The sequence below is a fragment of the Trinickia acidisoli genome, from assembly GCF_017315725.1.
GTDB lineage: Bacteria > Pseudomonadota > Gammaproteobacteria > Burkholderiales > Burkholderiaceae > Trinickia > Trinickia acidisoli.
In genome coordinates this window covers 1,352,872-1,365,718 of sequence record NZ_JAFLRG010000002.1, presented here as the reverse complement: position 1 = coordinate 1,365,718, position 12,847 = coordinate 1,352,872, and the positions used below count along the sequence as shown (strand labels likewise).

At 62.0% G+C, this 12,847-nt stretch carries 11 protein-coding genes; 9 read left to right on the top strand and 2 right to left on the bottom strand.

The genetic code is table 11. The annotated features are described in order from the left end of the window. Position 1: 1 nt before the first annotated feature. Together sctV and sctU are read right to left on the bottom strand one after the other, a co-directional pair. Positions 2 to 2,107, bottom strand: coding sequence for a type III secretion system export apparatus subunit SctV (gene sctV / locus J3485_RS24490; RefSeq protein WP_206956916.1), 2,106 nt, complete (start codon positions 2,105 to 2,107; stop codon positions 2 to 4). Beyond that, positions 2,101 to 3,207 carry a type III secretion system export apparatus subunit SctU gene (sctU, locus tag J3485_RS24485; protein ID WP_206956915.1) on the bottom strand — a complete coding sequence of 369 codons (1,107 nt, stop codon included), beginning with the start codon at positions 3,205 to 3,207 and terminating at the stop codon, positions 2,101 to 2,103. The genes sctV and sctU overlap by 7 nt, the downstream gene beginning before the upstream one ends. A 216-nt stretch (positions 3,208 to 3,423) precedes the next feature. On the opposite strand from sctU, the gene J3485_RS24480 reads away from it, so the two are divergent. The 9 genes from J3485_RS24480 to sctC all read left to right on the top strand — a co-directional run bounded on the left by J3485_RS24480 (position 3,424) and on the right by sctC (position 12,822). Beyond that, positions 3,424 to 3,981 (top strand): HrpB1 family type III secretion system apparatus protein, encoded by a 558-nt coding sequence (locus tag J3485_RS24480; RefSeq protein WP_206956914.1) that lies wholly within the window; start codon positions 3,424 to 3,426, stop codon positions 3,979 to 3,981. Positions 3,982 to 4,141: 160 nt separating this feature from the next. Beyond that, on the top strand, positions 4,142 to 4,972 hold the full coding sequence (gene sctJ / locus J3485_RS24475; protein ID WP_206956913.1) for a type III secretion system inner membrane ring lipoprotein SctJ: 831 nt from the start codon (positions 4,142 to 4,144) through the stop codon (positions 4,970 to 4,972). 37 nt (positions 4,973 to 5,009) lie between these two features. Further along, positions 5,010 to 5,756, top strand: coding sequence for a type III secretion protein HrpB4 (locus J3485_RS24470; protein ID WP_206956912.1), 747 nt, complete (start codon positions 5,010 to 5,012; stop codon positions 5,754 to 5,756). Beyond that, positions 5,741 to 6,598 (top strand): type III secretion system stator protein SctL, encoded by an 858-nt coding sequence (gene sctL / locus J3485_RS24465; protein WP_206956911.1) that lies wholly within the window; start codon positions 5,741 to 5,743, stop codon positions 6,596 to 6,598. Before J3485_RS24470 ends, sctL begins: the two co-directional genes overlap by 16 nt. Beyond that, positions 6,595 to 7,959: a type III secretion system ATPase SctN gene (gene sctN, locus J3485_RS24460; RefSeq protein ID WP_206956910.1), complete on the top strand. Its 1,365-nt coding sequence runs from the start codon at positions 6,595 to 6,597 to the stop codon at positions 7,957 to 7,959. The genes sctL and sctN overlap by 4 nt, the downstream gene beginning before the upstream one ends. After that, the gene (locus J3485_RS24455; protein WP_206956909.1) at positions 7,956 to 8,462 is read left to right on the top strand and encodes a hypothetical protein; all 507 of its coding nucleotides are present in this window, start codon (positions 7,956 to 7,958) and stop codon (positions 8,460 to 8,462) included. Before sctN ends, J3485_RS24455 begins: the two co-directional genes overlap by 4 nt. Continuing rightward, complete coding sequence (gene sctT, locus J3485_RS24450; protein ID WP_206956908.1) at positions 8,459 to 9,337, top strand: type III secretion system export apparatus subunit SctT; 879 nt, start codon at positions 8,459 to 8,461, stop codon at positions 9,335 to 9,337. The genes J3485_RS24455 and sctT overlap by 4 nt, the downstream gene beginning before the upstream one ends. A 133-nt stretch (positions 9,338 to 9,470) precedes the next feature. Continuing rightward, complete coding sequence (locus J3485_RS29475; RefSeq protein ID WP_206956907.1) at positions 9,471 to 10,949, top strand: helix-turn-helix transcriptional regulator; 1,479 nt, start codon at positions 9,471 to 9,473, stop codon at positions 10,947 to 10,949. A 64-nt stretch (positions 10,950 to 11,013) separates the two neighbouring features. Next, complete coding sequence (gene sctC, locus J3485_RS24440; RefSeq protein ID WP_206956906.1) at positions 11,014 to 12,822, top strand: type III secretion system outer membrane ring subunit SctC; 1,809 nt, start codon at positions 11,014 to 11,016, stop codon at positions 12,820 to 12,822. Positions 12,823 to 12,847 lie beyond the last annotated feature (25 nt).

Genomic DNA, 12,847 nt, shown 5'->3' with positions numbered 1-12,847 from the left:
CTTAGAGCGCGACGCGGCCCAGCGGCATGAGTTCCACGTGCTCAGCCAGCTCTTGGTATGAATAGACGCTCAGCCAGCCGATACGAGATTCGATCATGCGCCGCACGTACCGGCGGATGTCCATCGACGTCACCAGTGCAACGTCTTTTCGGGGCTTCTGACCCGCGTATTCCTCGATCCGCTCGGTCAGCAGTGCCGTATCCTCCGGCGACAGTGCTAGAAAGTTGCCCGTGGGCGTTTGCTTGATCGAGTGCCGAATGTGCTGCTCGACCTGCAGATCGAGCAGCACGGCGGACAATGTGCCGCTTCCACCCGTGGCCTGATGCGCGATGAAGCGCGACAGGTCGCCGCGTACATACTCGGTCAGCATCAACGTGTCTTTTTCCTTAGGGCCCCAAACCATCAGGCTTTCCATGATGGCGCGCACGTTGCGAATGGAAATGTTCTCCTCCAACAGCCGGCGCAATACGTCGGCGATCCGCTGCGACGGCAGTACTTTTTGCACTTCGGTGACGAGCCCTGGATACTCGGCGGCGAGCTGATCGAAGATCCATTGCACTTCCTGAATCCCGAGAAAGAGCGGTGCGTGCCGACGCATGATGCTCACCGACGCGTGCGCAACGATCTGCTCGGTGCGCCATACAGCGGTTTTGGAGGGCGATTGCCGTTCGTCGATCCAGTGCGTTGCGCCGCCGGTCGCATCGATCGGGCCGCGCGTTTCGCTGCTTGCAAGCAGCGCTTCGTGCGCGGCCGCATTCGCGTTCGGAGCGCCATCGGGCAATAGCGAAGGAATCGCGGCGGCCGCGTTGGGAAGCAGCAGTACTTTTCCAAGCGGCAATTCGACGCGCAGTTGCGGCACGTCGTGAACGAGAATCTCGAATGTATGTGCGGGGAGGGCATCGTGCTTCCACATGACGATGCCTGGGAACGGGAGCCCCAGCTCGTCTTGCAACTGCGCGCGCTCCGTATCGAACGACTGATCGAGCGACAGCATCGAGAGCCTCGCGGCAAGATCGGGCGCGACGCGCACACCGAGCGCGCAAGTAAATTGAGGCGCTCGCGAAAGAATCGGCGGCACGTCCGTTTTCGATCCGGAACGCTGCATGGCTTTGAGCGGCTCGCCTTCGTTGCCATGCTCTCTCGGCGCTTTCTTGCCTAGCCGGTAAGCCGCGAATGCCAACGTTCCCGAAATCAGGATGAACAGCGCAGCGGGGAAACCGGGCACCGCCGCGAACGCAAGCAGGAGCGCCGCCGCGCAATACAACGCGCGAGTATTGGAGCTGAGCTGCCGTCCGATTTCATCGCCGAGCGAAATCCCCTTGCGCCGTTCGTCGGTCACACGCGTGATCATTACGCCGGCGGCAACCGACAGAAGCAGCGACGGAATCTGCGACACCATCGCATCGCCGACGGACAGCACCGAGAAGCGGCTCGCGGCGTCCGAGACGGTCATCCCGTGGTAGGCCACGCCGATGGCGATGCCGGCGACGATATTGATCGTCGTGATGATCAACCCCGCGATCGCATCGCCCTTGACGAACTTCATTGCCCCATCCATACCGCCGTGCAATTGGCTTTCCACCGCGAGCGTCGCGCGTTTGAGTCGTGCCTGCTCGCCGGTCAGCAGATTCGCGCGCAGATCGGCGTCGATGCTCATCTGCTTGCCGGGCATCGCATCGAGCGTGAAGCGCGCACCGACTTCGGCTACGCGCTCCGAGCCCTTTGCGATGACGATGAACTGCACGGTCGTGATGATCGCGAACACGACGAGGCCGACAACCAGGTTGCCGCCCACCACGAGCTCGCCGAAACTATCGATGATGTGGCCGGCCTCCGCATGCAGCAGAATCGACTTGGTCGATGCGATGTTCAGCGACAGCCGGTACAGCGTGGTGAACAGCAGGAGCGACGGGAACGCCGAGAGCGAAAGGACGCTCGGCACATAAAGCGTGATCATCAGCAAGGTCACGCTGATCGAGATGTTGAGCGCCAGCAGGACGTCGATGAGAAATGGCGGCAACGGCAGGATCATCAGCGAGATGATGGCGACGACGAGCGCGGCAATGCCGATCTCGCCGCCTGCAGGCACTTTCAGGGACTTCAGCATGGCAGCTCCGACGTATCGCTGCTGCGAGAAAAGGAGGGGGCGTCGCGTTTGGCGCCGATGGCTTCGATCCATCGCAGGATGGCCGCCACCGTTTCGAAGAGTTCTTCCGGAATCGGCTCATCCAACCCGACTCGATATAGCGCGCGAGCCACGGGCGGATTGCCGATGATCGGGACGCTAGCGTCGCGCGCGAGCACGCGAAGCATGGCCGCTTGCTCGTCCATCCCTTTGGCGATCACACGCGGCAACGGATGTTCATCGGGCGCGTAGCGAATCGCGACCGCATAGTGCGTGGGATTGACGAGCATGACATTGGCCAACTGCACGCGCGAGGGGGCCGGCCCGCTCACGTATTCGCGAGCGAGGCGGCGGCGTTCCTGCTTGATCTTCGGGTCGCCCTCGCGTTGCTTGTGCTCGCGTTTCACTTCTTGCTTGCTCATCATCATCTTTTTGATGAACAAGGCCGATTGCAGCTTGATGTCGGCGGCACCTATCAGGACGAAGATCGCGGCGATGACGGCCGTCAGCTTCAACACGACGTCTCCGGTCATTTGCACGAGACCCGAGAGCGGCTGATACAGCGACCCGACGATCAGCGGGAACAGTGCTTTCAAGGTGACATACGCAACGATGGCAACCAGCGTGACTTTCACCACCATCTTCACCATCTCCACGACCGTGCGCAGCGCGAAGATGCGTTTGAGCCCGTTCATCGGATGCACCGACATCATGTTCGGGACGACGGGCTTCATTGCGACCTTGAAGCCGACCTGGAAAATCTGCGTGAGCAGCGAGGCCAGCGCGGCGGCGCATATGCATGGAACGACGGCATCCAAGAGCGCACGCCCGATCCTCATCAACTGCGCGTGGATGTTGGTAGTCGAGTGATCGCCGTTGACGAATTGCATCGCAACGACGACGATCTCTTGGAATACTCCGTGCAAGTAGCTCGCGCCCGCCGCGAGCAAGATCACCACCGCGGCCATACTGACCGCGGCGGTGAAATCCTCACTATGCGCGACCTGGCCCTCCTTGCGCGCATCTTTGAGCTTCTTGGTGGTGGGCTTTTCGGTCTTTTCGTCGGACTGAGACTGACTCATGGATCCTCTTCGCTGGGTCCTGCACGCATGGCTCAAATACGAAAATAGCGCCCCAGGTCGAGCGGCGGCCAATCGCAAGACGAAGTGCGTGGGTGCGTTGCGAAGCGCGGTGCCGCTTCGGCTCGGGAATGCATGCTTCGGATTGGCGCTTCTCGTCAGACGAAGCGCGATGCTAACTTGATCGTGTCGGTCCCATTCGCTCAGGAGTCAGCAGCCGTGTACGCGAACAACCAAGAATATTTGAACTGCAGCGCCGACGTCGTTGGCGGATTGATCGAGACGGTCTGCGCTGCGCTGATGGATAACTTCCCTGACACCGTTGTCGACTCCAACGACGCCGGCATGGTGCTGGATGCGCTGCATGTGTTGCGCCCCGATTCGCCCGAATTGGATGCGCTGGACGGCATTCATTGCATCGTGAAGGGTTGCTACGACGACGCCGTCCGGATTTTGCGGCAGGTATCGGAAACGTCGCCCGGCTTTGCGTATGCGCGGGCGCTGCTGGCATTCAGTCTTGCGGCCAAGGGCGATCCGGAATGGCAGCAGCGCGCCGGCGAGGTGATGGCCAACCACGAATCGCGTGATGCGCAGCAGCTTGTGCGCGTGCTCATTGCACGGCACGACCTGATGGAGGCACAGCGGGCCACTAGGCTCGGGGCCCAATTCGTGGTGCCCGATTCGGTCAAGGCGCTGATGGACGAGCCCGCCGCGCCAATTGCGCCGCACGAGCCGACCACTGCTGTCGACCATCAAATGGGCTTTCTGCGCGCGTAGAGACGATCGCGTAGTCGATTCGCGTTCATCGCTCCGGCAGCGCTAGCCGTTGACGCATCCGCCGACGTGCGCGAGGCTGCGCCATCGAGATTCAATGGCGAGCAATGGTGCGCCGGTTGTACGGCTGCGTTCGAGAACGTCTGTTGGGACGGGATATCTCATGCTTGATCGATGCGTGTTGCGCCGCCGGGGCTGCGGGGTGCTGTTGGGGGTTCTGCTTTGCGTTCTGCTTGGCGGCTGCAAGAAAGAACTGTACGGAAAGCTTTCCGAGCAAGCCGCAAACGAAATGGTGGTCGCACTGCTCGAGCACGGCGTCGACGCGGAGAAGGACACGCCCGACGACGGCAAGACCTGGTCGCTCGATGTCGCGAGCGATCAGATGGTGCCGGCCATGCAGGTCTTGCGCGAAGCAGGTCTGCCGCATAGTAGTTACGACAACCTCGGCGACCTATTCAAGAAGGACGGCCTCGTCTCGACGCCGACCGAAGAGCGCGTCCGCTTCATTTATGGGTTGTCTCAGGAGCTCGGCTCCACGCTTTCGAAGATCGACGGCGTGCTCGTCGCGCGTGTCCAGATCGTATTGCCGAATAACGATCCGCTGGCGCAGACGGTCAAGCCCTCGTCGGCTGCGGTATTCATCAAGTACCGACCGGATGCCGATATCGGCGCGCTCGTGCCGCAGATCAAAACGCTCGTGATGCACAGCGTGGAAGGATTGACCTACGACGAAGTCAGCGTGACGGCGGTGGCGGCCGATCCGGTCACTGTGTCGAGACTGTCGCCTCCCGCGACGACATCGTGGTCATGGTTGCTCGCGTTGATCGGGATCGGCGGCCTCGTGGCCGTGCTCTCGCTGTTTGCGTTGGCAAGACGCGGAGCGCATGTCGGCAGTGCGGAAGGCGTGAACGGCGTGGCAGCGGGCCTGATCGATCGAATCAGGGAGCAGGTCCGCCGATTCACCCGACGCTCGCCCGCGGGCCCGGCGGGATGATGGTCGCGCTTCGTAAAGGACGCACATGGCGGCCGGCATGAACGAATCGCTCAAGCGACCCTTCGCGCGCGCCGCGGCTGCGCTGGGCGAGTGTCGCGCCAACATGGCCACCGCCGCGCGTTGGATGCATCCTTCTTGGTCGATGGCGCTGCTGGGTACCGACGCCGTGCAGTTCGATCGATGGTCGCGCGCGGTAGAAGCGGCATCGGTTGGTACGCTCGCTCGCGCATCGTTTGCACTCTGTGCGAGCGCCGGCGCCGATGCGCCGTCCATCGAGCAGCTTTCTCAGCAGATTGTGTCGGCCCGTCCTGAAGGCACGATGCTCAATCCCATGCTGTTGGATGCATGCCCTGCGGCGCTCGGGCTGCAAATCCTCCGAATGCGCGCTTTATCGTTTCGACGCGGTGAGGTGCGCAGGCTGATCGACAAGCGCACGCGCACGCTGCTGTCCGCCTGGGCCGGCGTGGCCGTCGACAAATTGTGTCTCGATGCGCATTTACCGGAGGCGCCGAATATCGCGACGCTCCATGCCCAGATCGATATGCCGGTACTGGCTTCGCTCGACGAAACGGCGCTGGCGATAGAAGGGTTGTTGCTGATTCAACGAGACAGCGGCGGGGTACCGGTGGTGCCGTGTCCCTTGCTGCGTTGCGCATTGCCGCATCGTTTGGTCGAACCCGCATGGATGGCGAGGCTGCCGCCCGACGTCGATGCGCGGGGGACGGCTCGATTGTTCGCACGGCTTTCCACCTTGCTACCGGAGTGGGCATGGCTATTTGGCTGAGAAACGCGCGTTGCGAAGATGCGGTTGCACCAGGCGCGTCGCGCGTGGGCGCTTGTACGGACGTGCTGAGCGTGGAGGACTTCGCGACGCTGGTCTCGCTGGACGAATGCCAGCAACAACTGGTCAGTGAGCGCGAGGCGATCCTCGGAGCGGCGCATGAAGAAGCGGAGCGCCTGATCGCGGCGGCTCATGCGCGCGCGAGCGAACTCGTCGATGCGGCGCTGCGCGAGCGCAGCGAGGCAGCCACGCAAGGGTATCGACATGGGGAGCAAGAAGCGATCGCGGACTGGATGGAACGCGTTGCGCAGGCGGGCGACGCCCATGCGCTCATGCAGACGCGGATGCGAGAGCGTCTCGCGTCCGTGGTCTCCGTCGCGGTCGAAAAGATCGTCGCCGTGCAGCAGCGGGAATTGCTGTTCGAGCGTGCGCTGAGCGAGATCGACCGAATTGCGGGAGGCGCCGCGTACCTGCGCGTGAGCGTGCATCCAAGCGATCATGCCCGCGCGCAATCGGCATTCGATCGGCTTGCGGCGCGTTGGCACGACCTTGGCCAGCCTTTTCCGATCTCCGTTGTGGCAGACCAGCGGCTCGAACCAGGCAGTTGCTTTGCCGAATCCGATCTCGGCGCAATCGATGCCAGCCTCGAAACGCAACTGCGAGCCATGCGTGCCGCGGTGTCGCGCGCACTCGAGCATGCGGCGCGCACCTCCGAGCAGCCGGCGATGGCCGACGCGGCGTGCGATGCGCAAGGGGAGACGGACGTCGCCGTATCGCTGAATGCGAGCGTGGCGCCGCGTGCGATCACGCACTCGAACGATGGTGCATGGAGTGCCGGCGTATGAATCCATCCTGGCTGCCCGGGCATGCCGATTTAGGCCCTTTCGCCGAAGAGATCGAACGCGAGCTGCTCGCGGCGTCGAACGTCGTGCGCAGCGGGAAGGTGGTGGAGGTGGTGGGAACGCTGATCAAGGTGGCGGGCCTGGACGTGTCGCTTGGCGACCTCTGCGAGTTGCGCGCGCGCTCGACACCGATGGTGCAATACGCAGAGGTGGTCGGGTTCACACGCGACCTTGCATTGCTGTCCCCGTTCTCGCAACTGTCGGGGGTATCGCGCTCGACCCAAGTATTTGGGCTGGGACGGGCGCTTGAAATCGGCGTCGGCGAAGCGTTGCTGGGCCGTGTGATCGATGGGCTGGGCCGTCCGATAGACGGAGGCCCCCCGATCGAAACGAGCGCGACGCAGCCCGTTTTCGCACCCGCTCCGCAAGCGATGCAGCGGCGCTCGATCTCGGTACCCCTCGTGACGGGGGTGCGTGCGGTGGACGCCTTGATGACGTTGGCCGAAGGCCAGCGCATGGGCATCTTCGCGCCCGCCGGCGTCGGCAAGAGCACGCTGATGGGGATGTTTGCGCGCGGCGCGCAATGCGACGTCAGCGTGATCGCATTGATCGGCGAGCGTGGCCGCGAACTGCGCGAATTCATCGACGAAAGTTTGGGCGCGCAAGGGATGGCCCGCTCGGTAGTGATTTGCGCGACGTCGGACAATTCCGCCATGGAGCGTATGAAGGCGGCCTACGTTGCCACGGCGATCGCGGAGTATTTTCGCGACCGCGGACAGCGGGTGCTCTTGATGATGGACTCGCTGACTCGCTTTGCCCGAGCCGCGCGCGAAATCGGGCTCGCCGCCGGCGAGCCCCCTGCGAGACGGGGCTTTCCGCCTTCGATTTTTGCCGAGCTGCCGCGGTTGCTCGAGCGCGCCGGTATGGGCGCGCAGAATCGAAACGCCGGCTCGATCACCGCGCTCTACACGGTGCTGGTGGAAGACGAGAGCGGCACCGATCCCGTGGCGGAGGAGGTGCGCAGTATTCTCGACGGACACATGATTCTGTCACGCGAGATTGCCGCAAAGAATCGCTACCCGGCACTCGATGTGTTGAACAGCCTGTCGCGTGTCATGCCGCGTGTGATGCCGACGGAATCGATGAAAGCCGCGGCTCGGCTGCGCCAATTGCTGGCCAGTTATCGCGACGTGGAAATGCTATTGCAGATCGGCGAATATCAGCCGGGCAATAACGCGCTTGCCGACGAAGCAATCGCGAAGCGCGACATGATCGAAGATTTTCTGTCGCAGGACGTCAACGATTTCGCGACGCTCAAGCAAACGCAGGCTCGACTTTCCGAACTCGCTAGGGCGTCTCAATGAAAGATCGGCGCGTTGCCGCGCTGCGCGTATCGATCGGCCGATGCGAACGGCTCGAGCGAACATTGCGCCGCGAACTCGAGCGATGCCGGCGCGAGTACGATGCGCAGGCCGAGCAGTGCCGCCTCGATGCGGAGCGCCTGCAAGAGGCGAGCGCGGCGTTGCAGGCCCGCACCGACGAACTCGACGCGATGACCGGCGGCAACGCACCGTTCTCGCTCGATGGCTTCAATCGAGCACGCCGCTATCTGGAAGTGGTGGCCGAGCGCCAGCATGCCTGCGCGGTGGAAATGGAGCGTCAGCAGGCCGTGCTAGCGGAGCGCGAGACGGCGCTGGATAAGGCCCGGCAAAGCCTAGCCCGCAATCAGGCCCGCGCGGAATTTTTCGCGGGGCGCATGCAAGTGCTCGTACGTGCGGACGACGACCGTGCAACCGATGCCGCCGACGACGAAGCACAGGAAGCCGCGTTGGCCCGGGCGCTGCGCGAGCGGAGCGCCGCTGTATGAACTTACTCGACGCGCTGCCGCAAATATCCCATTGGATCGAGGGCTATTTGGTCGCCACCGGGCTATGTTCCCTGCGCCTATACGTGACGTTCTTTGTATTCCCGCCGACCAGCGACACCGTCATGCAGGGCGTGGTGCGCAATGCGCTCGTGATCTTGTTCAGCAGCTTCGTGACCTATGGGCAGCCGGTATCTTTCATCGAATCGCTGCGCGGGGCACTGCTCATCGAGGTGGGCCTGCGCGAGGCGTTGATCGGCCTCGTGATCGGTTTTGCCGCTTCGGTCGTGTTTTGGGTGGCCGAAGCGGCGGGCACGTACATGGACGATCTCACCGGCTACAACAACGTGCAGATCACTAACCCGTTGAGGCCGGAAACCTCGACCTTCATCAGCACCTTACTCGGGCAGATCGCGATCACCGCATTCTGGGCGCTCGGAGGCATGACGTTGCTGCTCGAAGCCGTGTACGAGTCGTATCAATGGTGGCCGCTGTCGGCACATGCGCCGAACATGTCCAACATTATCGAGGCCTTCACGATGCGGCAAACCGATTCGCTGATGCAATCGGTCGCGAAGCTTGCCGCGCCGATGGTACTACTTCTGGTCCTGGTCGATATTGCCTTCGGATTTGCCTCGCGCGCTGCGCCCAAGCTCGAGTTGATGGCGTTGGGCCAGCCGGTGAAAGGCGCGCTGGCCGCTTTAATGCTCGCGTTGTTCGTAGGTTTGTTCGTGGATCAGGTGACCGATCAGGTCACGTTGCGCGATTTTTCCGTGAATATGCACGAATTGGCATCGCCCGATCTCGATGGAGCGACGGATAAGAGCGATCAGACGCGAACGAACGATGCGTCCAAGAGCACGCCCGCCCTTCGTTAGCCGATGCTCAATAGTTCTCAAAAGGGGTGCGGATCTCAGCTTTATTGAGGATATGGCCGACGGCGATTGATAGATTGAAATGGATCGCAATCGCGACACACGTCGCGATCAATGTCTCGCCAGGAGTGAAGCCGTGTTTTCGACTCTTTATTTCCCTTTGATTTCCACTATTGCCACGCCGAAGCCTGTGGCCGATCGATACATCGCCGAACGCTTGATGAAATCCGTAGTTGCCGGGGAAATGGCGAATGCCGCTACGGTCGCGACTCGCTGGGCGAAGGATCCGGGAACGAGCGACGAGGCTGCCAGCATCGTGCAGTTGCACGCGGATCTGCAACTGGCGGCACGCGCCGAGGTGCGTGCGGAAGAAGCCTACCGTCGCTCGCAAAAGCTGATCCGTACCGCAATGGCGCTGCGCGTCGCATCTTGCCGGAATGCCGGATGGCAGGCGCTGTTCCGCAATCGTATGAGTTCCGCCCTCGCGTGCTTTTGGCGGCTCGCCGAGGAGTCGGACGTCGCGCCGGAACGCGGTGCGGAGGCGCGTTTCGCGCTCGTGTTTGCACTGAAAGAGTTGGGCAAGACGGCGCAGGCCGCCGACGCGCTCGAGGACTTATACGAGCACCTGGATACGCAGATCAGCACGGATAAAGCGTTATGGTTCGAAGCCTACGATACGCTCGCCTTCGATATTGCCGTGCAAGCCGAGATCCGCTCGGCAAGCGCGTTGCGAGATCACGTTTTCTGGCAATCGGGCCTCAGCGACGGCGTGACACGCGCCGACAGGGCACCCCTGCGCAGTTGCGACGAGTGGCAGGCTGCCGTTCGCAACGTTAAGTCGCCGATTCTGCGGATGCGTATCGACGCATTGCAGAGCCAGCGGGCGGCCGCGAACGGCGATCGTTCGGCCTTCATGAAGTTGCTCGGTCATGTGAATTGGGCCAACGATGAGAAGCTGCCGGATTATGCGCGCACCGTGCGCCTCGAAGCGGCGCTTGCCGGGCTCGCCGGCGGGACGCCGCAGTCCGCCGAAACCGTATTGGAGCCGTTGATCAATCAAGGCCTGCCGCAGCCGTTCTCCGATCAGCGGCAGATCGAGTACCTATATAGCCTGTTCAAGATCCGCCAGCACCAAGGGCGCACTCAGGAAGCTTGGCAACTCTATAGCCGCTACACGCTCGTGGCGATGCAATGCTTGCGCGAGAGCGCGCATCTGCATCGGCCTTTGGTCGAACGCGGGGCGACGGTGTCGGCGCAATTGGACGACGTGGGGGTGCGGCTCACGGGTAAGTATCGTCGCGCTTATCAATTCGTTCTCGACAATCTCGGCCGCCGAGATCTCTCGGTGCGCGAGGTGGCAGCCGCGATCGGTGTGACCGAACGGGCGTTGCAAAGTGCTTTCCGCAGCCTGCTCGGCTTATCGCCGCGCGAGTTGATACGCCGGGAACGCATGAAGCGGATCCGCGCGGAGCTCATGAGCGGCGCAGCGCAAGGCGATGCCAGCGTGTTGCGTGCAGCCAGCCGCTGGGGCGTCGAAAGCCGTTCGACGCTGCTCCTCAGCTATCGCAAGCAATTTCATGAAGCGCCATCGGAGACGCTTGAACGTTGCGCTTAACGGGGTGTTCCATTTTGTTGTCGTCGATTTTTCATCCTATATTCCAATAGTCCAATAATCCAATATGAAACTGGGTACGCTTCTAAGGGCAATTTTCATCGGCGCTTTGATCGCGGTAGCCACGCCGCGTTGCGTGCATGCTGCGCCTGTTCTCTGGCGTAGCCAGATCATTCATATCGACGCGCAAGGCAAGAGTCTGACCGACGTTCTGCGGGACTTGACGGCAAGCCAAGGCATTACGGCGTCGATTGCGAGCAACGTGCAGGGAACGGTGACCGGCGAATTCAATATGTCGCCGCAACGCTTTCTCGACACGCTTGCATCCACGTTCGGCTTCGTATGGTTCTACGACGGCAACATCTTGTCGATCAGCAATGCGAACGACGTCAAGCGCGAGGTAGTGCGTTTGCAGCACGCGACACCGCAACAGTTGCTCGGCACGCTGCGGTCGATGCAGCTCGACGATCCGCGCTTTCCGGTCATGTATGACGACGCGGCGGGAACGATACTCGTCAATGGTCCGCCGGACTACGTGCGGATCGTGCAGTCGGTTGCGCAAACGCTCGACGATAGCGAGGACCGGAACAGTGGTTCGGTGGTTCGCATCTTCAAGCTGAAGCATGCTTGGGCCGACGATCATAAGGTGCAACTCGACAGCGACACGATTACGGTGAAAGGCGTAGCGAGCGTGCTGTCGAGTCTCTATCATCCGGTGAACAACGCCAACGGCGGCGCGCGCAGCGCGACGGTACCGGGGGGATCGCCCAACATCTCGCGCGTGCAGCAGATGACCGATGTCGCAGGCCAATCGACCGGCGGCGGGCTGGCGAATAGCGATTCGGTCAACAGCAACGGCCAGCAAACGCTGATGCCGCCGTTGCCGTCCAGCGTGAGCGGGAATATGTCGTATGGCGACATGCTCGGTGCGGGAAATGCCGGTGGCGCCGGCGCGCGCGGCGGTATGGCTGCCCAATTGCTCGGGTCGGCGAGTACGGCCGACGACGGGCAACTGCCGGTCATTCGCGCCGATCCGATTACGAATTCGGTGCTGGTGCGTGACGTTCCGCAGCGGATCGATCAATACGCAGCGCTCGTCGATGCGCTCGACGTTCGGCCCACGGTGATCGAGATCGAAGCACATATCATCGAAATCGACAACGACTTCCTGCAGCAGATTGGTGTGGATTGGCACGCGCACAATAGCCACGTCGACCTTCAGACCGGTTCGGGTACTACGTCGCAAAACAACTATACCGGCAACATCAGCCCGAATTTCGGCACGACGACGCTGGCGGACGGCACGTCGGTAGTTAGCACGACGCCGGTGGGCGGCTCGCTCACGGCGGTACTCGGCGATGCGGGGCGCTATTTGCTTGCGCGGATCAATGCTTCTCAATCGAAGACGCTGGCAAAGATCGAAGCGACCCCGAAAGTCGCGACGCTCGATAACGTCGAAGCCATGTTGGACAACAAGACCAGCTTCTTCGTGCGCGTGTCCGGCTACACCTCTGCGGACTTGTACAACATCTCGACGGGCGTGTCGCTACGTGTGTTGCCGCTGCTCGTTCACGACGACGGCAAGACTTATATCAAGCTGAACGTGCATATCGAAGACGGACAGCTTGCCAGCGATCAGACGGTCGATACGTTGCCGGTCATCACATCGAGCGAGATCAATACGGAGGCGCTCGTGGGGCAGGGCCAAAGTCTATTGATCGCGGGCTATAGCGCCGACACGAAATCCAACGGCACGACGAGTGTGCCCGGCCTGTCGAAAATTCCGCTGATCGGCGCGCTGTTTCGCGATAACAACGACACGAATTCGCACATGGAGCGGGTGTATTTGCTCACACCTCGTGTGATTTCGTTCTAAGCGCACGTACGCACGCATCGAGCGA